Raw genomic sequence first — 18,319 nt, 5'->3', positions numbered from 1 at the left:
ACTCCTGAGAACCAGCTCCCCTAGGGGCCCGTAATACTCAGGGCTGATCCCAAGACAGCTCTGCGGAGTGACGACCGCCACGCACACGGCCCCTACCTTCGAAGGGTGACTGTGATCGCGACCGAAAGCCTGAGCAAGCGGTTCCCCCGGGTGACCGCGCTTGACCGGCTCTCCGTGGACGTCGGACCCGGTGTGACCGGACTCGTCGGAGCCAACGGAGCCGGCAAGTCCACACTGATCAAGATCCTGCTGGGTCTGTCCCCCGCCACCGAGGGCCGCGCCGAAGTGCTCGGTCTCGACGTCGCCACCAAGGGCGCCGCCATCCGCGAGCGGGTCGGCTACATGCCCGAGCACGACTGCCTGCCGCCGGACGTCTCGGCCACCGAGTTCGTCGTCCACATGGCGCGCATGTCCGGCCTGCCGCCCACCGCCGCGCGCGAACGCACGGCCGACACCCTGCGCCACGTCGGGCTGTACGAGGAGCGCTACCGCCCCATCGGCGGCTACTCGACCGGCATGAAGCAGCGCGTCAAGCTCGCGCAGGCCCTCGTCCACGACCCGCAGCTGGTCTTCCTGGACGAGCCGACCAACGGCCTCGACCCGGTCGGCCGTGACGAGATGCTCGGCCTGATCCGCCGCATCCACACCGACTTCGGCATCTCGGTCCTGGTCACCTCCCACCTCCTCGGCGAACTGGAGCGCACCTGCGACCACGTCGTGGTCGTCGACGGCGGAAAGCTCCTGCGCTCCAGCTCCACCACGGACTTCACACAGACCACCACGACCCTCGCGATCGAGGTCACCGACACCGACGAGCACCCGGACGGCACCCGCGCGGTCCGCGAGGCGCTGCACGCGCGCGGAGTGACCGTCGAGGACGGCAGCGGCCTGCCGGGCGCCGGCCACGTCCTGCTGCTCACCGCGCAGGGCGAGGAGACGTACGACGTGGTCCGGGACGTGATCGCCGACCTCGGACTCGGCCTGGTGCGCATGGAGCAGCGCCGGCACCACATCTCCGAGGTCTTCACCAGCAGCGACGAGCGCGAGCAGCGGAAGGAGGCGGTCGGCCATGGCGGTTGAGCACTCCACGGGGACATCCGCCCCGGCCCCGGGCGACCAGACCCGCATCCACAACATCGGCTACCGCAGCTACGACGGCCCGCGCCTCGGCCGCGCCTACGCCCGCCGCTCCCTGTACTCGCAGTCCCTGCGCGGCTCCTACGGCCTCGGCCGCTCGGTGAAGTCCAAGGTGCTGCCGATGCTGCTCTTCGTGGTGATGTGCGTGCCCGCGGCCATCATGGTCGCCGTCGCGGTCGCCACCAAGGCCAGCGCCCTGCCCCTGGACTACACGCGCTACGCGATCGTCATGCAGGCGGTCATCAGCCTGTACGTCGCCTCGCAGGCACCCCAGTCCGTCTCGCGGGACCTGCGCTTCAAGACCGTTCCGCTGTACTTCTCGCGGCCCATCGAGACCGCCGACTACGTCCGCGCCAAGTTCGCGGCGCTGGCCTCGGCGCTGTTCGTCCTCACGGCCGCTCCCCTGCTCGTGCTCTACGTGGGCGCGCTGCTGGCCAAGCTGGACTTCGCCGACCAGACCAAGGGATTCGCACAGGGACTGGTCTCCGTGGCACTGCTCTCACTGCTCTTCGCCGGGATCGGCCTGGTCATCGCGTCCTTCACCCCGCGCCGCGGCTTCGGCATCGCGGCCGTGATCGCCGTGCTGACCATCACCTACGGCGCGGTCTCCACCCTCCAGGCCATCGCCGACGCCCAGGGCAGCGGCGACGCCGTGCCGTGGATCGGGCTGTTCTCGCCGATCACGATCGTCGACGGTGTGCAGTCCGCGTTCCTGGGCGCGACGTCCGCCTCCCCGAGCGGGGTGGGCCCGAGCACCGCCGAGGGCGTCGTCTACGTCCTCGTCGCCCTGGGCCTCATCGCGGCGAGCTACGGCCTCCTGATGCGCCGCTACAAGAAGGTGGGACTGTGACCACGCTCAACATCGACCACGTCTCCCGCTGGTTCGGCAACGTGGTCGCCGTCAACGACATCACCATGACCATCGGCCCGGGCGTCACCGGCCTGCTCGGACCCAACGGCGCCGGCAAGTCCACCCTCATCAACATGATGGGCGGCTTCCTGGCCCCTTCCACCGGCACCGTCACCCTCGACGGCCAGGCCGTGTGGCGCAACGAGCAGATCTACAAGCACATCGGCGTCGTCCCCGAGCGGGAAGCGATGTACGACTTCCTCACCGGCAAGGAGTTCGTCCTGGCCAACGCCGAGCTGAACGGCCTCGGCGCCAAGGCGGCCCAGAAGGCGCTCGCCACGGTCGAGATGGAGTACGCCCAGGACCGCAAGATCCAGACGTACTCCAAGGGCATGCGCCAGCGCGTGAAGATGGCCAGCGCCCTCGTCCACGACCCGTCGCTGCTCCTGCTGGACGAGCCGTTCAACGGCATGGACCCGCGCCAGCGCATGCAGCTGATGGACCTGCTGCGCCGCATGGGCGACGAGGGCCGCACGGTCCTGTTCTCGTCCCACATCCTCGAAGAGGTCGAGCAACTCGCCTGGCACATCGAGGTCGTCGTCGCCGGCCGGCACGCCGCCAGCGGGGACTTCCGCAAGATCCGCCGCCTGATGACCGACCGGCCGCACCGCTACCTGGTGCGCTCCAGCGACGACCGCGCCCTCGCGGCCGCGCTGATCGCCGACCCGTCGACGGCCGGCATCGAGGTCGACGTCGCCGAGGGCGCGCTGCGCATCCAGGCCGTCGACTTCGGCCGCTTCACGGCCCTTCTGCCGAAGGTCGCCAGGGACCACGGCATCCGGCTGCTCGCGGTCTCGCCGTCCGACGAGTCCCTCGAGTCCGTGTTCTCGTACCTGGTCGCGGCGTAGGAGGCCCTGATGTACGACCCCACAGTCGCCCGGCTCACCTACCGGGCCCTGCTCGGCCGGCGCCGGGCCCTCATCCTGGGCGCCCTGCCCATGCTGCTGATCGTGATCGCCGTGGCGGTGCGCGCACTGGCCGGAGCGGACGACCAGACGGCGTCCGACCTGCTGGGCGGACTCGCCCTCGCCACGATGGTGCCGATCATCGGCGTCATCGCCGGAACCGGCGCGATCGGCCCGGAGATCGACGACGGCTCGGTGGTGTACCTGCTGTCCAAGCCGATCAAGCGGCCGACCATCATCTTCACCAAGCTGATCGTCGCCATCGCGGTGACCATGGTGTTCTCCGCGGTGCCGACGCTCATCGCCGGCTTCATCCTGAACGGCAACGGCCAGCAGGTCGCCGTCGCCTACACGGTGGCCGCCCTGGTCGCCTCCATCGCCTACGCGGCCCTGTTCCTGCTGCTCGGCACGGTCTCCCGGCACGCGGTGGTGTTCGGTCTCGTCTACGCGCTGGTCTGGGAGGCCCTGTTCGGCTCCCTGGTGCCCGGTGCGCGCACGCTGAGCGTCCAGCAGTGGTCGCTGGCGGTGGCCCAGAAGGTCTCCGGCGGGGACCTGGTCTCCTCGGACGTGGGGCTGACCACGGCGACGGTACTGCTGGTGGCCGTCACGGTGCTGGCCACCTGGTTCGCCGGACAGAAGCTGCGCTCCCTGACGCTCGCCGGCGAGGAGTGACGTGCCCCGGCCTTGACGGGGGCTTCACCTCTGTCCGGGCACACTGGGCGAACGGGATGTAGGGGAAACACAACGGGAGTTGGACGGCTGGGAGGACGGGGATGGCGGGCGAGAGGGCTCAGTACGACGACGGCGGACAGTCCATCGGCGAGCAGGGGAGCGGGGCCCGGCCCGGGGCCGGGCCGGGATCCCGGGGCGAAGCCCCGGACGACCTCGACGGCGTCGTACTGGACGAGGACTTCATACGCTCCGCCGGGACCTCCGAGCCGTCCGCCCGTGCCCGGATGCTCGCCGCCAAGTGGCGGCGCGATGAACCGGAGCCGCAGCCCTGGCGCTCCGACGAGCCGCCCGCGGGCTGGTTCTTCAGCAAGTCCCGGCGGCGCAGATGGCGCAGGAAGTAGCCGGACCACCACCACGGGCCGGCCGCCGATTTAATCGGTGGCGCCCCATTCGCCCGGCGGGCAGAGTGGATGTCGTCACGGCCGGGCGAGAAGCCCGGCCCATGTTCTGGGAGAGGAGCGGGACGATGTCCATGCACGGCAGTACGTCCAGCTCCCTTCAGGGCAGCCCGCGGCGGGATCCGGAGTAGTCGCTACCCCTCCGTGGAACCCGCCCGATACGGGGAGCTGCCCGGGGCGGCCGCTTCGAGCACGCGAATCGCACCTCGCGTGAGGCCGCCCACCCGGAGGATTGGCCGAGTGGTAAGGCACCGGTTTGCTAAACCGTGGTCGGGCCCGAAAAGGCCCGCGCACGTTCGATCCGTGCATCCTCCGCAGAGCACCATCGAGTCCTGAGCATCGAGCCTCACCCCCGGCCCGGAGGGCCCGAGGCTCAGCCCAGCAACCGCTCCAGCACCACCGCGATGCCGTCCTCGTCGTGGGAGGACGTCACCTCGTCGGCCACCGCCTTCAGTTCCTCATGGGCGTCCGCCATGGCGACGCCGTAGGAGGCCCAGGCGAACATCGGTATGTCGTTGGGCATGTCGCCGAAGGCGATCGTGTCGGCCGCCTTCATCCCGAGCCGGCGGGCCGCCAGGGACAGGCCCGTCGCCTTGGACAGACCCAGAGGGAGGAGCTCGACGATGCCCGCGCCGGCCATCGTGACGGTGACGAAACCACCGGCGGTGCGCGTCGCCACCTCGCAGAGCTCGTCGTCCGTCAGCGTCGGGTGCTGGATGTACAGCTTGTTCAGCGGCGCGGTCCACAGGTCGGACGCGTCCGTGAAGGGCGTGGCGGGCAGGGTGCCCTGGACCGCGTAGCCCGGGCCCACCAGCACCTCACCGTCCAGGCCGTCGCGGCTCGCCGCCAGGTGGAGCGGGCCGACCTCCGCCTCGATCTTGGCCAGCGCCACCCCGGCGAGCTGCCGGTCCAGCGTCACCGACGTCAGCAGGCGGTGCGCGCCGGCGTCGTAGACCTGTGCGCCCTGGCCGCAGACGGCCAGCCCCTGGTAGCCGAGGTCGTCGAGGATGTGCCGGGTCCACGGGACGGCGCGGCCGGTGACGACGATGTGCGCTGCGCCCGCCGCCGTGGCGGCGGCGAGCGCGTCACGGGTGCGCTCCGACACCGTGTCGTCGGAGCGCAGCAGCGTCCCGTCGAGATCGGTGGCGACGAGCCGGTACGGGAAGGCGCCCGGGGAAGCCGTGTCGCTCACTTGGCCACCGGCTCCAGGACCTCCCGGCCGCCCAGGTACGGACGCAGCACCTCGGGCACGCGCACCGAACCGTCGGCCTGCTGGTGGTTCTCCAGGATCGCCACGATCGTGCGCGGGACGGCGCACAGCGTGCCGTTGAGCGTGGCCAGCGGGCGGACCTGCTTGCCCTCACGGACGCGGATCGACAGACGGCGGGACTGGAACTCGGTGCAGTCCGACGTCGAGGTCAGCTCGCGGTACTTGCCCTGGGTCGGGATCCACGCCTCGCAGTCGAACTTGCGGGAGGCCGAGGCACCGAGGTCGGCGCTCGCCACGTCGATCACGCGGTACGGCAGCTCCAGCGAAGTCAGCCACTGCTTCTCCCACTCCAGCAGGCGCTGGTGCTCGGCCTGCGAGTCCTCGGGAGCGACGTACGAGAACATCTCGACCTTGTCGAACTGGTGCACGCGGAAGATGCCCCGGGTGTCCTTGCCGTGCGAGCCGGCCTCGCGGCGGAAACAGGGCGAGAAGCCCGCGTAGCGCAGGGGGAGGCGGTCGGCGTCGAGGATCTCGTCCATGTGGTACGCCGCGAGCGGCACCTCGGACGTGCCGACCAGGTAGAGGTCGTCGTCGGCGAGGTGGTAGACGTCCTGCGCGGCCTGGCCGAGGAAGCCCGTGCCCGCCATGGACTGGGGACGCACCAGCGCCGGGGTCAGCATCGGGGTGAAGCCGGCCGCGGTGGCCTGCGCCATCGCCGCGTTCACCAGGGCCAGCTCCAGAAGGGCGCCCACGCCCGTCAGGAAGTAGAAGCGCGAGCCGGAGACCTTGGCCCCCCGCTCGACGTCGATCGCGCCGAGGATCTGGCCGAGCGCCAGGTGGTCCTTGGGCTCGAAACCCTCGGCGGCGAAGTCGCGGATCGTGCCGTGCGTCTCGAGCGTGACGAAGTCCTCCTCGCCGCCCACGGGCACGTCCGGGTGGACGAGGTTGCCGAGCCTCTGGAGCAGTTCCTGGGTCTCGGTCGCGGCTGCGTCGCGGTCCGCGTCGGCAGCCTTGACGTCGGCGGCGAGCTGGCCCGCCTTCTTCAGCAGCTCGGCCTTCTCGTCACCGGCCGCCTTGGGGATGAGCTTGCCGAGCGCCTTCTGCTCGGCGCGCAGCTCGTCGAAGCGGACGCCGGACGACCTGCGCCGCTCGTCGGCAGACAGGAGGGCGTCGACGAGGGCGACGTCCTCTCCACGGGCGCGCTGCGATGCGCGCACACGGTCGGGGTCCTCACGGAGCAGGCGAAGGTCAATCACGCGCCCAAGGCTACCGGTGTGGGGTGACCGCCCACTACTCACTATTCCTGGTGCGGCATACGTACCGTTATGGGTGAATTACGTGCAGTGTCAATAGAACGGACCACCGTCCCCGTTGCGAGGCATCGACAGGGCGTCGCGTTGACGTGAATTCCCTGCGGGGAGCGGGACTTGGGCCTGAGTTGTCCACAGGGGTCCACACCCCTCGCAGAGTTATCCACAGGCTGTGTGGAAGATCTGTGGACTTCGGAATTGATCACTCCGGAAGCCCCGGCCACCCCTCAGAATTCCCTTCGGAAACCCGCTTTACCCTCACTTTCGAGTGGAAATGGGTCACCCCTAAGAGTTACGCAAGGGAAAACGGTGGACGAAGGGCGACCTGCCCGCCGATGGACGCATCAGGGGCCTGTAGGGCGATTTGTCGACTGACGCATGCTTCGTTGTCGACTTGTCCCCAGGTCGAGAAGCGGACCTGTGGAAAACTTCTGTGGATAACGACAATCAGCAGGTACGACGGCCTAGAAGCGGCCGTCCTGGCACCGCGCGACCCAGTCCGCCGCCGCCGTGAACTCGTCGTCGGAGGTCCCCAGACGAGGCGGCTGCACATCCCCCGGACCCACGTCCGCGCGCGGGTAGGAGCCGAGGTAGCGCACCTGGAGGCAGATCCGCTTCAGACCCATCAGGGCGTCGGCCACCCGGCGGTCGGAGATGTGGCCCTCGGCGTCGATGCAGAAGCAGTAGTTGCCGATGCCCGCACCGGTGGGCCGGGACTGGAGCAGCATCAGGTTGATGCCGCGGGTGGCGAACTCGCCCAGCAGGTCGCGCAGGCCGCCGGGGTGGTCGTCGCGCTGCCACAGCACGATCGAGGTCTTGTCCGCGCCGGTCGGCGCCGCGGGCCGGGCGGGCCGGCCGACCAGCACGAACCGCGTCTGGGCGTTCTCCGCGTCGTGGATCCCCGTCTCCAAGGCCTCCAGGCCGTAGCGGGCCGCAGCGAACTCACCCGCGAAAGCGGCGTCGTACTGGCCCTCCTGGACCAGGCGGGCGGCGTCCGCGTTCGAGGCGGCCGACTCCCAGTGCGCGTCCGGCAGGTGCTTCTTCAGCCAGTTGCGCACCTGCGGCTGCGCGGCCGGGTGCGCGGAGACGGTCTTGATGTCCGACAGCTTCGTGCCGGGCCTGACCAGCAGCGCGAAGGTGATCGACAGCAGCACCTCGCGGTAGATCATCAGCGGTGCGCCGGCGACCAGCTCGTCCAGGGTGGTGGTGATGCCGCCCTCGACGGAGTTCTCGATCGGCACGAACGCGGCCTCGGCCTCGCCGGCGCGTACCGCGTCGAGCGCGGACTGCACGGACACGTACGGGACGAGTTCACGGGTGGCGGCCTCGGGAAGCGTGCGCAGGGCGACTTCGGTGAAGGTGCCCTCGGGACCGAGATACGCATAGCTCGCTGGCATGACCTCACCCTAATGGGCTTGCGGAAGCGCTATCCCCCACAAGCCCGTACAGCGCCCGACTCTCACCCCTCCAGCAACCTCTGCCCCACGTACTCGCCCTCCGCGGCCCCGCCCGGCACGGCGAACAGCCCGCTCGACTCGTGCCGGATGAACGTGGACAGGGCGTCGCCCCGGTCGAGCTTGCGCTGCACCGGCACGAAGCCGCGCAGCGGATCGGCCTGCCAGCAGATGAAGAGCAGGCCGGCGTCGGGCACCCCGTCGGTGTCGATGCCGTCGTGGAAGGAGAACGGCCGGCGGAGCATCGCCGCGCCGCCGTTCTGGTCGGGCCGGGTGATGCGGGCGTGGGCGTTGATCGGGACGACGAGGTTGCCCTTGGCGTCCGTCTTCTCCAGGTCCATCGCGGTCGCCTCGGTGCCCCCGGACAGCGCCGCACCGTCGGACTTGCGGCGCCCGATCACGTCCTCCTGCGCCCTGGCGGAGAGCTTCTCCCAGTCGTCGAGGAGCATGCGGATCCGGCGTACGACGGCGTAGGAGCCGTTCGCCATCCAGGCCGGTTCGCCCTTCTCGGGGACGAAGATGCGCTGGTCGAAATCGGCCTCGCCCGGCTTGGGATTGCGGGTGCCGTCGATCTGGCCCATCAGGTTGCGGGCCGTCATGGGGTGGGAGGTGGCGCCCGGTGAGCGGTTGAAGCCGTTCATCTGCCACCGCACCCTGGCGGCGCGGCCCGCGTCCTTCTGGATCGCGCGCAGGGCGTGGAAGGCGACCAAGGCGTCATTGGCGCCGATCTGCACCCAGAGATCGCCGTTGCTGCGGTTCTTGTCGAGGTGGTCCGAGGAGAACTCGGGCAGCGGGTCCAGGGCGGTGGGGCGCTGCTTCTCCAGGCCCGTCCGGGCGAAGAAGCTGTGGCCGAATCCGAAGGTGACCGTCAGGGACGAGGGCCCGGCGTCGCGGGCCACGTCGGTGTCGTCGTGGGGGCTCGGCTCACCGGCCATGAGCCGCCGGGCCGTCTCCGACCAGCGGCGGAGCAGGGCGGCGGCCTCCTTGCGTCCGGCGCCCGCCGCCAGGTCGAAGGCGAGGACGTGGCCGCGGGCCTGGAGGCCGTCGGTGATGCCGGGCTGATGTTTCCCGTGAAACATCGCCCGGTCCGTACCGAGCGAGGTGAGCGGAGCCGCGGCTTCGGAGGGAGCGGCGGCGTACCCCACGGCGGCGCCCGCAGTGCCGAGGACGAGCCCGGTGGCACCGGCGGTGCCGAGCAGCCGCCGCCGTGAGATGCCCTCGTGGGCAAGGGACGCTTCCCTCTCTCCCGGGGTGGCCTCGGGGGTACGGGCCTTCGGAAGGGACTGGTCAGGCATGGTCGTTCAGCCGATCTGCGCGTTCTTGGAGACGGTCACCTCGTCGATGTCGGAGGTCCGCACGGTCACGTCGACCTGCCAGTCGCCGGCCATGGGGATCTGCACTCCGTTCGCCGACCAGTGTCCGGTAGCGATGTGGTCGGGGACGACGGGCAGGGGCCCGATGTCCTTGGCTTTGAGGGTGAACTCGACCTTCACCTCGGGGATGTCGAAGGCCCGGCCGTTGGGCCGCTCCACGAAGACGTGCATCTCGTTGTCGCCGACGCGCGCGGGGTCGAGGTCGACCGTGACGATGCCCTTGCCGTCCTCGCCGCCGGTGTCGAACGGCATGTTCAGGGTCAGCGCTCCGGACGCGCCCGTGCCGGACGAGGCGGACGCGGACGACGAGGAGGCCGCCTTCGCCTCCTGCTCGGTGCGTCCCGGCTCGGTCTGCGTCAGCACGGTGGTGACGGCGAGCAGCACGACCGCGATGCCGGCCTCGGCCAGGACGGAGCGCCGCAGTCCGAAGCGGTTCGGGTCCGCGTCCCGCATCCGCTTCTGCCGTGCGGCGTCCCGGGCCGCCTGCTGCCGGGCGAGCTGCGCGGCACGTTCGCTGCCTGGATGCTCGTCGGTGTCGGTGTCGGTGTCGGTGTCGGTGTCGGTGTCGGTGTCCGAGTGGGCTGTGGCAGGGGCGTCTCCATCGCCGGCGTCCGTGGTGGCCACGTCACCGGCGGGCTCCGCCCCGGCGCCGACCCGCTCCTTCTCACGTACCGCCACTGCCTCCACCGGCGCCGTCTCCGCCAGCCGGCCCGTCCACCGGCGCGAGATCCACGCGACGCCGACCATGACGACGACAAGGCCGATCTTGGCCAGCAGGAGCTGGCCGTAGCGGGTGTCGGTGAAGGCCGACCAGGAGCCGAGCTGGCGCCAGGACTGGTACGTGCCGGTCGCGATCAGGGTGAGGACGCTGCCGAAGGCGATCTGGGAGAAGCGGCGGACGGCGGGCCGGTCGACGGGCGTGTCGGCGGGCGCGCGGTACAGGGCGACCAGGAGCGAGCCCAGTCCGCCGAGCCAGGCGGCGACGGCCAGCAGATGGAGCACGTCGACCGGCATGGCGATGCCCGCCTGGAGGCCGACCGAGGCGTGCTCGGACATCGCCCAGCTCGCCGCGAGCCCGGCCGCCACGACGACGCCGCCGATCGACAGCCCGAAGGTCAGGTCCCGCTTCTCCTGGGCGTCCTCCCGCTTGTCATAGGCCCCGAACAGCACCGCGATGAAGAGGGCCGCCGCGGCGAGCAGCAGCAGCCGGGACACCAGGGCCGCGCCGGTCTTGGTCTGGAGCACCTGCCCGAGCAGGGACAGGTCGAAGACGTCGGCGACCTTCCCGGAGCCGGTGAAGGAGCCGCGCAGCAGCAGCAGTGCGAGGGTCGCCGCGGTGAGCGCGACCCACCCGGAGACGACGAACCGCTGCACCGGCCGCACTCCGGAACCGCGCCGCCAGCAGGCGAGCACGAACGCGGCACCGCCGGCCATCACGATGAACCCGGCGTACGACACGTAGCGGCCGAAGCCGTACAGCCAGCCCACGACCCCGTCGTCGGCCGACTGCCCGGAGACCGATACGGACGTCTTGGAGGGGGCGCCGATGGAGAAGGTGTAGGCGCCGGCGACGGGATGGCTGTCCGCCGAGACGACCTGGTAGGCCACGGTGTAGGTGCCGTCGGGCAGTCCCGAGTGCAGCGGCACGGCGTACGTCGTGCCGCTGACGTTGGAGGGCTTGCCCGTGTCGACGCGCTTGCCCTCGGGGTCGAGCACGCGCAGCGAGTCGTCGGACATCGCGACCTGCTCGGAGAAGGTGAGCGAGATCCGGGCCGGGGCCTTGTCGACCACCGCCCCCTGGCCGGGGTCGCTGCCGGTCACCGCGGCGTGCGCTGAGGCCGTGCCGGCTGCGGCGAGGAGTGCGCAGGCCGCGGCCAGGAGCAGCAGCACCAGTGCCCGGACGCGGGGGGCGATGGTCAGCGTCACAGTGGTCCCTCCCTCAGTGTCCGGTCTCAGGGGTGTAGGTCGCCGGCTTCACCGGGATCTCGACCTTCACGGGGTCGGAGTGAGCGAAGTGCAGCTCGACGGAGACCGTCTGGCCTTCCTTCGGCTTGCGCTTGAGCTGCTCGAACATCAGGTGGTCGCCGCCGCTCTTCAGATCCAGCCGGCCGCCCGCGGGGATCTTCAGGCTCTTGACCTCCTGCATGGCTCCGTCGACGGTCTCGTGCACGGTGACCTGCCCGGCGATGTCGCTGGTGACCGAGGTCAGGTCGTCGGCGGCACCGCCCTTGTTCGTGACCGTGAGGAAGCCCGCCGCCATGTCGTCGGACACCGGCTGCGGCATGTACGCGGAGCCGACGGAGAGTTCCGCCTTCCCGGAGCCGCTGTCGCCGGAGTCGCCCGAGTCCGCGCCGCCGCAGCCCGCCAGGGCCAGTGCGCCGGCTATGACGAGGGCCGCCGGGCCCGGTCGCCGCCTCACGGGTTCTCCCCCTTGACGATCTTGGGGAGGTCCTTGGTGTAGTCGTCGACTTTGGCGTCCTCGCCGTAGAGCACATAGCCGCCGTCGGTCTTCGGGGAGAACGCGATGACCTGGGTGCCGTGCTCGGAGACGAGCTTGCCGTTCTTGTCCTTCTTGGTCGGCTCGATGGAGATGCCGAGGGTGCGGGCGCCGGCCTGGATGGTCGCGAAGTCGCCGGTGAGGCCGACGAAGCTGGGGTCGATGCCCTTGAGCCACTTGCCGAGTTCGGCCGAGGTGTCGCGCTTGGGGTCGGTGGTGACGAACACCACGCGCAGCTCGTCCTGCTCGGCCTTGGGCAGCTGCTTCTTGGCGACGGCGATGTTGCTCATCGTCAGCGGGCAGACGTCCGGGCAGTGGGTGTAGCCGAAGTAGATCAGCGTGGGCTTGCCCGCCGTCTCCTTGCGGAGGTCGTACTTCTTGCCTTGCGTGTCGGTGAGGACCAGGTCCGGCTTCTCGAACGGCTTGTCGAGGACGGTGGCGGCCTTGTCGGTACCGGCCTCCTCCGACACCACGGCGACGGGCTTGTTGCCGTCGTCGCCGCTGCCGCAGGCGGTCAGGGTCAGGGAGGCGGCGGCGAGCAGAGCAGCCGCGGCGAAGGTCTTGGTGCGCATAGAAAAATGTCCCAGATGTCGGTGACCCGGCGCGCGCCGGGGTGCTCCCGCCCGGGGGCGGGATCCGGCGCGCGCCGTCAACGGAAGCAGCCTCAGGCGGTGGTGCGCCGACGCCCGGCGAGTACGCCGTAGGCGACACCGGCCGCGCCGACCACGATGCCGACGATGCCCAGGACGCGGGCGGTGGTGTCGGTGCCGTCGGAGGAGGCGGAGTCGGAGGCGGCGGTGTGCGCGGAGGCCTTCTCGGCCGACTTGGCGTCGGAGTCCTCGTCGGCCGCCGAGCCGTGGTGCCCGTCCTCGGAGGCCGCGGACAGCTCCAGCACCGGGGCCGGGTTGTCGGGCTCCTCCTTGCCCTTCTGCGGCACCTCGATCCAGCGGACGACCTCCTTGTTGGAGTACGTCTGCAGGGCCTTGAAGACCAGCTGGTCGGTGTCCTCGGGCAGCTGGCCGACGGAGAGCGGGAACTTCTCGAAGTAGCCGGGCTCGATGCCCTTGCCGTCGGCGGTCCAGGTGACCTTGGTGACGGCCTCGGTGATCTTCTCGCCGTGCATCTCCAGCGGCTTGTCCAGCCTGGACTTGGTGACCTCGATCTTCCAGCCGGGCAGGGGCTCCGGCATGACGGAGGCCAGCGGGTGGTCGGTCGGGAAGTTGACCTCGAGCTTGGTGGTCGAGGCGTCGTCACGCTCGTTGGGGACCTTGAAGTTCACGACCGCGTAGCCGCCCTTGGCGGCCGTGCCCTCGGGCTGCACGGTGACGTGCGCGAAGGCCGGGGCGGACAGGGCGAGGACGGCGATACCGGCGGCGGCACCGGCCGCGGCGATACGGGAAGCCTTCATGGAAGGAGCACTCCGCTGTGATTCGGTCTGGATGTGGAAGGAGGGGTGCGTGCACACGCGCGTGCCGCACGACGGCGGCCCCTCCTCCGCGGGAGCGGAGTGGTGGTGGTCGCGTCGCGTCAGGCGGCGAGGGCGCATGCGGCTGCGGAAGCCGTCGTGGTCGGCGGGCCGCGCCGGATCACCGAGTGCTGGAGTGCCAGGGTGCGGGGCATCGCAGGCGCGGGCCGCGTGGCGCACGCCGGGCGCGGGCGGGCCTCCGGAGCTCCCGGGAGCCCGGCGCGCAGGGCGCGTATCAGCGCGAGAGCGGCCCGGAGGGAGCGCATGAGCGCCCCCTCGGCGACTCCCTGCGCCGACAGTTCGGTGAGCCGCAGCAGCGCCAGATCGCCGTGGCGCAGCAGCCAGCCGGCGGCGAGCGCCGCAAGCACGTGACCGAGCAGCATCGGCAGGGACGGCCACAGTGAGGCCGACTCGGACAGGGAGTCCGCGGGCAGATGCGTGTGCGCCCCCGGAGACGGCTGGACCCGGGCTTCGGTGAGGATCCTGTGGGCCTGCGCGGGGCTGATCGCCGCCGCCGTCGCGCCGCACACGAACCGCGCGGCCTGCTGGACGAGCGCTGCGTCGCCTCCGCCCGCCGGCGCCGAGGACGTGACGGCGGCCGTACCGTGCTGGCCGAGGCCGAACAGCGTGTGCAGCACCGTCTGGCCGACCGCGAGCATCCCGGTGATTCCCGCCAGTGAGCGCACGCGCCCGGCGAGCGGAGCCGCTACCGCGACCACCCCGAGGAATCCGGCGCCCAGCGTCCACAGCGGAATGCCCTCGCAGGAGGCGAGCGCGTGACCTGCCCCGGCCAGCACGACGCAGACCGCGGCGAACACCGCGGCCCGCAGGATCCGGAGCGTGTGTCCGGAGCGCGTCGCGCGCGCGTGGGGGGCAGTCATGGCGGGCTCATCATCGCACTGGGCCCGCAGGCCCCGTGCGGCAGGTCCACAAGATGCCCTACGACCGGAACGTCATGCTCTGGCCCCAGACGCTCCCAGATGCGCCGATGTCTGCCCCCACATACACCGATCAGGACCAGCGCGCATCCGCCGTATGGGCGGCGTCACGTCAACTTCACGCTTACACACAGGCGCTGAGGGCAATACGTAACGGTATGTCGAGCCGCAGCCAGGAGGCTGGAGCATGAGCATCTGGTGGTCACTCCATCTGCGGCGCGAAGCTGCGAGCGTGCCGCTCGCCCGCCGCCTGCTGATCGGCACGATGGAGACCGCGGGCGTCGACCCCGACATCTCCTACGACCTCTCCGTCGCCCTGAGCGAGGCGTGCGCGAACGCCGTGGAGCACGGCGGGGACACGGGGCGTGGCCCCGGTTCGGAGGCGTACCGGGTCACCGCGTATCTCGACGGCGAGAAGTGCCGGATCGAGGTCGCCGACGCGGGCCCGGGGTTCCCCACGGCTTCCGCCGGGCGGTCCCGTCCGCCGATCCGCCCCGCGCACTCCGACGCGGAGAACGGCAGGGGGCTGTGTCTCATCGAGGAGCTCGCCGATCACGTCCACATCGGCAACAAGCCGGGCCGGGGCGGAGCCGTGGTGAGCTTCGACAAGGTCCTGAAGTGGCGTTCCGACGCACCGCTGATGGCTGTCTGACCTTCCCGGCGGGGCGGTGTTTCACGTGAAACACCGCCTGTGACCGGCTGCTCGAAGCACCGCGTGTGACCGGTTGTTCGAAGCACGCGGGTGACCGGCTGCGAGAAGCGCCGGCTGCTACCGCCCCTGAGGATCACCGCCCGCTACCGGCCACGAGGATCATCGCCCGTGACCGGGTGAGCGTATTACAGCGCGCCCCAGTCCAGCGTCGTACGCGCCAGCCCCGCCACCTCCGTCAGCAGCGCCAGCCGCGCCGCCCGGACCGCCGGGTCGGGGTCCATCACCAGCACCTCGTCGAAGAAGGCCCCGATCGCGTCGACCAGCGGGGCGGAGACCTCGATCAGCGCTCCGAGGTCGTCCTCCCGGCCCTGCAGCGCCTGCCGTACGGCCTGTGCGCTCTCGGCGAGACGCAGTTCCGCGGGCGCGGTCAGCAGGGACGCGTCCGCCGCCTCGACACCGTCCTCGGGCAGGATGCGCACCACCCTCTGGAAGGCGGCGGCGAGCGCCTCGAACGCATCGCTGCCGATGTGCCGCTCCAGCGTGGCCAGCGTGCGATCGCCGTGGGCGGGCCGGTCGGCCCACACCAGGACGGCCTGCACGAGCCGGTGCTCGTGCCCGGCGTCGGTGAGCTGCTGCTCATAGCGCCGCGTGATGAGCTCGGCGGCCTCGGCGACCCGCTCGGCGGGCACCTCGACGCCCTGTGCGGCGTACCGTACGGCCGCCGCGCGCAGCCCTTCGCTCACCCGCACCCCGGCCACGGCGGGCAGGCTCCGCAATACGTTGAGCAGCCCGATCGCGGCCCGCCGCACCCCGTACGGGTCGGAGCTCCCGGTCGGTGCGGCGCCGATCAGGAACATGCCCGTCACCAGGTCGAACCGGTCGGCGAGGGACAGCACGGCCCCCGCGTCCCCGGCGGGCAGGGCGCCACCGGCGGACCGGGGCAGCTCCATCTCGGCCAGCGCACGGGCGACCTCCGGGGACTCGCCGGCCCGGCGGGCGTACTCCTCGGCCATGACCCCGGCCAGCCCGGAGAACTCGATCACCATCTGCGACGCCAGATCGAACTTGGCCAGCGCACCGGCCCGCCGTACGACCTCCACCGACTCCTCCGGGAGCCCGGCCCGTCCGGCCAGGTCCTGGGCGAGGGAGGCGAGCCGGACCGCGCGGTCGGCGACCGTGCCGAGGCGGTCCTCGAAGGTCAGCTTGTCCAGCCGCCGCCGGAACTCCTCCGGCGCCACCTTCAGGTCCGCCCGCCAGAAGAACGCGGCGTCCTCGTAACGGGCCCGCAGCACCGCCTCGTTACCGGCCCGCACCACGTCGTCGTCGCACAGGGCGTTGGCGAAGGTCACGAAGTGCGGCATGAGCCGCTCGCCGTCCAGCACCGGCAGATAGCGCTGGTGCTTGCGCATCACGGTGGTCAGTACGCTCGCGGGCAGTTCCAGGTAGCGCTCGTCGAACGAGCCCCGCACGGCGTACGGGAACTCCAGGATGTCGGTGATCTCGTCGATCAGCCCGGCCTGGCCCTCCACGTCGATGCGCCCGCCCACCTCGGCGGCGGCCTCCAGGGCCCCGCGCACGACCGCGCCGCGCCGGGCGTCCCGGTCGAGCAGGATGCCGTGCATGTGCAGGAAGTGGGGGTAGCCCTCGGCGGAGGTCACCCGGACCTCCGGGTAGGGGGCCTGCCGCTGCACCCGCGTCGTGTCGCCCGCGGAGAGGGAGGAGACCACCACGGGCAGGGGAGTACGGCCCAGCAGCGCGAGCAGCCAGCGCACGGGACGCGAGAACGACAGGCCGGGATCGCTCCAGCGCATGTTGCGCCCGGCCCGCAGCCCGGAGACGACCTCGGCCAGCAGGTCGCTGAGCACCTCGACGGCCGGCCGGCCCTCCTCGTGCCGGGTCAGGGCCACGTACTCGACCCCGTTGACCTCGACGATCCGCACGTCCGTCGGTTCGGCGCCCTGGCTGCGGGCGAAGCCCTGCAACGCGGCGGTGGGGGCGCCGTCCTTGAAGGCGGCGGCGACCTTGGGCCCCCGCACGGTCTTCATGGTGTCCCGCTCGCGCGGCTGCACCCCGTCGACCGTGATCACGATCCGGCGGGGCGTGGCCATCACGGTGATCGCGCCGTGCCCCAGCCGGGTCGCGGCGAGCTTCGCGGTGACCGACTCGCGCACCGCTTCCGTGGTGGCGGGGACGTCGGCGTAGGGCAGTTCCTCCACGCCGATCTCGAACAGCAGCGTCTCGGCGCCGGGCACCTTGGGGAGCATGGCCCGCTCGGCCGGAGCCGGCGCCGCCGCCCGCCCGAGCGGATGCTCCAGCGCGGCCCGCCGCCGCTCCCACAGCTTGGCCGTCTCGTGCGTCAGGCCGCGCATCAGGGAGAAGGCCTTGGCCCGCTCGGTGGTGCTGATCGCGCCGCGCGCGTCGAGCACGTTGAAGGTGTGGCTGCACTTCAGCACGTAGGTGTACGCGGGGACGGGCAGTTCCAGGTCCAGCAGGCGCCGGGCCTCGGCCGCGTACGACTCGAACAGCCGGTGGTTGGTGTCGATGTCGGCGTCGTCGAGGTAGTAGCGGCTCATCTCGTACTCGTTCTGCCCGAACACCTCGCCGTAGGTGATGCCCGGCGCGTACGCGATGTCCTTGAAGTGGGACACGCCCTGAAGGTTCATCAGGATGCGTTCGAGGCCGTACGTGATCTCCACCGACACCGGGTCCAAGGCGACGCCGCCGACCTGCTGGAAGTAGGTGAACTGGGTGATCTCCATGCCGTCCAGCCAGACCTCCCAGCCCAGACCCCAGGCGCCGAGGGCGGGCGAGGCCCAGTTGTCCTCGACGAACCGCACGTCGTGCGCGTTCAGGTCGACACCCAGGGCGCGCAGGCTGCCCAGGTAGAGCTCCTGCGGGTTGCCCGGGTCGGGCTTGAGGATCACCTGGAACTGGGTGTGGGTCTGGAGCCGGTTGGGGTTCTCGCCGTAGCGCGAGTCGTCCGGCCGCACGCTCGGCTCCACGTAGGCGACGCTCCACGGCTCGGGACCGAGCACCCGCAGCGCCGTGGCCGGGTTGGCCGTACCGGCTCCGACCTCGGTGTTCAGCGGCTGCGTGATCATGCAGCCGTTGTCGCTCCAGTACTTCTGCAGGGTGAGGATGGCGTCCTGCATGGTCAGCGCCGTCGATTCGTTCTTCATGGTGATCGCGCCCGTTCCCCGAGTCGGCCCGGCAAGGTCGGCCATGATCTCATACGTCAACTACCGCTGACCTGCTGTTTCTTGACCGACCGGTCGGACGCCCGCCGGGGCTCCTGCACAGGGGACTCACAGCCGGGCCTCATGCCCCTGACGGGTCAG

The 18,319-nt window shown here is 71.0% G+C and carries 16 protein-coding genes and 1 tRNA gene; 7 read left to right on the top strand and 10 right to left on the bottom strand.

The annotated features are described in order from the left end of the window. The first annotated feature begins 111 nt into the window (after positions 1–111). From RFN52_RS19850 to RFN52_RS19825, 6 genes are all read left to right on the top strand, one after another. A complete protein-coding gene (locus RFN52_RS19850; RefSeq protein ID WP_184853964.1) occupies positions 112–1,080 on the top strand; it encodes an ABC transporter ATP-binding protein in 969 nt (322 codons plus the stop codon). Next, on the top strand, positions 1,070–1,987 hold the full coding sequence (locus RFN52_RS19845) for an ABC transporter permease (protein ID WP_184847935.1): 918 nt from the start codon (positions 1,070–1,072) through the stop codon (positions 1,985–1,987). The genes RFN52_RS19850 and RFN52_RS19845 overlap by 11 nt, the downstream gene beginning before the upstream one ends. Further along, positions 1,984–2,895, top strand: coding sequence for an ABC transporter ATP-binding protein (locus tag RFN52_RS19840; RefSeq protein WP_184847934.1), 912 nt, complete (start codon positions 1,984–1,986; stop codon positions 2,893–2,895). Before RFN52_RS19845 ends, RFN52_RS19840 begins: the two co-directional genes overlap by 4 nt. Positions 2,896–2,904: 9 nt before the next feature. Beyond that, entirely contained in the window at positions 2,905–3,624 is a 720-nt protein-coding gene (locus RFN52_RS19835; protein ID WP_104779072.1) for an ABC transporter permease, read from the top strand. A gap of 101 nt (positions 3,625–3,725) precedes the next feature. Beyond that, a complete protein-coding gene (locus RFN52_RS19830; protein ID WP_184847933.1) occupies positions 3,726–4,025 on the top strand; it encodes an SGM_3592 family protein in 300 nt (99 codons plus the stop codon). A 283-nt stretch (positions 4,026–4,308) separates the two neighbouring features. Then, positions 4,309–4,397 (top strand) — tRNA-Ser (locus RFN52_RS19825). 58 nt (positions 4,398–4,455) lie between these two features. On the opposite strand, the gene RFN52_RS19820 is transcribed toward RFN52_RS19825, so the two are convergent. The 9 genes from RFN52_RS19820 to RFN52_RS19780 all read right to left on the bottom strand — a co-directional run bounded on the left by RFN52_RS19820 (position 4,456) and on the right by RFN52_RS19780 (position 14,272). Continuing rightward, a complete protein-coding gene (locus RFN52_RS19820; RefSeq protein ID WP_184847932.1) occupies positions 4,456–5,274 on the bottom strand; it encodes an HAD family hydrolase in 819 nt (272 codons plus the stop codon). Then, on the bottom strand, positions 5,271–6,548 hold the full coding sequence (gene serS / locus RFN52_RS19815; protein ID WP_033309842.1) for a serine--tRNA ligase: 1,278 nt from the start codon (positions 6,546–6,548) through the stop codon (positions 5,271–5,273). The genes RFN52_RS19820 and serS overlap by 4 nt, the downstream gene beginning before the upstream one ends. A gap of 518 nt (positions 6,549–7,066) precedes the next feature. Then, on the bottom strand, positions 7,067–7,999 hold the full coding sequence (pheA, locus tag RFN52_RS19810; protein ID WP_184847931.1) for a prephenate dehydratase: 933 nt from the start codon (positions 7,997–7,999) through the stop codon (positions 7,067–7,069). 62 nt (positions 8,000–8,061) lie between these two features. Then, complete coding sequence (gene efeB, locus RFN52_RS19805) at positions 8,062–9,351, bottom strand: iron uptake transporter deferrochelatase/peroxidase subunit (RefSeq protein ID WP_184847930.1); 1,290 nt, start codon at positions 9,349–9,351, stop codon at positions 8,062–8,064. Positions 9,352–9,357: 6 nt separating this feature from the next. Beyond that, the gene (locus tag RFN52_RS19800) at positions 9,358–11,355 is read right to left on the bottom strand and encodes a copper resistance CopC/CopD family protein (protein ID WP_311241000.1); all 1,998 of its coding nucleotides are present in this window, start codon (positions 11,353–11,355) and stop codon (positions 9,358–9,360) included. A gap of 13 nt (positions 11,356–11,368) precedes the next feature. Further along, positions 11,369–11,848 (bottom strand): copper chaperone PCu(A)C, encoded by a 480-nt coding sequence (locus RFN52_RS19795; protein WP_184847928.1) that lies wholly within the window; start codon positions 11,846–11,848, stop codon positions 11,369–11,371. Next, on the bottom strand, positions 11,845–12,498 hold the full coding sequence (locus RFN52_RS19790) for an SCO family protein (protein WP_184847927.1): 654 nt from the start codon (positions 12,496–12,498) through the stop codon (positions 11,845–11,847). Before RFN52_RS19790 ends, RFN52_RS19795 begins: the two co-directional genes overlap by 4 nt. A gap of 92 nt (positions 12,499–12,590) precedes the next feature. Next, the gene (locus tag RFN52_RS19785) at positions 12,591–13,334 is read right to left on the bottom strand and encodes a YcnI family copper-binding membrane protein (protein ID WP_184847926.1); all 744 of its coding nucleotides are present in this window, start codon (positions 13,332–13,334) and stop codon (positions 12,591–12,593) included. 119 nt (positions 13,335–13,453) lie between these two features. Continuing rightward, the gene (locus RFN52_RS19780; protein ID WP_184847925.1) at positions 13,454–14,272 is read right to left on the bottom strand and encodes a hypothetical protein; all 819 of its coding nucleotides are present in this window, start codon (positions 14,270–14,272) and stop codon (positions 13,454–13,456) included. Between the two features lie 244 nt (positions 14,273–14,516). Between RFN52_RS19780 and RFN52_RS19775 the strand changes: the two genes are divergently transcribed. Beyond that, complete coding sequence (locus tag RFN52_RS19775) at positions 14,517–14,981, top strand: ATP-binding protein (RefSeq protein WP_184847924.1); 465 nt, start codon at positions 14,517–14,519, stop codon at positions 14,979–14,981. A gap of 185 nt (positions 14,982–15,166) precedes the next feature. Here the strand turns inward: RFN52_RS19775 and RFN52_RS19770 are convergent, their stop codons facing one another. After that, positions 15,167–18,160 carry a glycine--tRNA ligase gene (locus RFN52_RS19770; protein WP_184847923.1) on the bottom strand — a complete coding sequence of 998 codons (2,994 nt, stop codon included), beginning with the start codon at positions 18,158–18,160 and terminating at the stop codon, positions 15,167–15,169. Positions 18,161–18,319: the final 159 nt, after the last annotated feature.

It is taken from the genome of Streptomyces collinus (assembly GCF_031348265.1).
Classification (GTDB): Bacteria; Actinomycetota; Actinomycetes; order Streptomycetales; family Streptomycetaceae; genus Streptomyces; species Streptomyces collinus.
Note: the sequence above shows the minus strand (reverse complement) of the source record. Positions and strands in the feature narration are given on the sequence as shown.

What these genes read in the sequence shown, in the direction of transcription:
- RFN52_RS19780 (WP_184847925.1), bottom strand. Translation starts at nt 14,272, where the DNA reads ATGACTGCCCCCCACGCGCGCGCGACGCGCTCCGGACACACGCTCCGG.
- RFN52_RS19830 (WP_184847933.1), top strand. Translation starts at nt 3,726, where the DNA reads ATGGCGGGCGAGAGGGCTCAGTACGACGACGGCGGACAGTCCATCGGC.
- RFN52_RS19785 (WP_184847926.1), bottom strand. Translation starts at nt 13,334, where the DNA reads ATGAAGGCTTCCCGTATCGCCGCGGCCGGTGCCGCCGCCGGTATCGCC.
- RFN52_RS19845 (WP_184847935.1), top strand. Translation starts at nt 1,070, where the DNA reads ATGGCGGTTGAGCACTCCACGGGGACATCCGCCCCGGCCCCGGGCGAC.
- RFN52_RS19775 (WP_184847924.1), top strand. Translation starts at nt 14,517, where the DNA reads ATGAGCATCTGGTGGTCACTCCATCTGCGGCGCGAAGCTGCGAGCGTG.
- RFN52_RS19770 (WP_184847923.1), bottom strand. Translation starts at nt 18,160, where the DNA reads ATGAAGAACGAATCGACGGCGCTGACCATGCAGGACGCCATCCTCACC.
- pheA (WP_184847931.1), bottom strand. Translation starts at nt 7,999, where the DNA reads ATGCCAGCGAGCTATGCGTATCTCGGTCCCGAGGGCACCTTCACCGAA.
- RFN52_RS19790 (WP_184847927.1), bottom strand. Translation starts at nt 12,498, where the DNA reads ATGCGCACCAAGACCTTCGCCGCGGCTGCTCTGCTCGCCGCCGCCTCC.
- RFN52_RS19835 (WP_104779072.1), top strand. Translation starts at nt 2,905, where the DNA reads ATGTACGACCCCACAGTCGCCCGGCTCACCTACCGGGCCCTGCTCGGC.
- efeB (WP_184847930.1), bottom strand. Translation starts at nt 9,351, where the DNA reads ATGCCTGACCAGTCCCTTCCGAAGGCCCGTACCCCCGAGGCCACCCCG.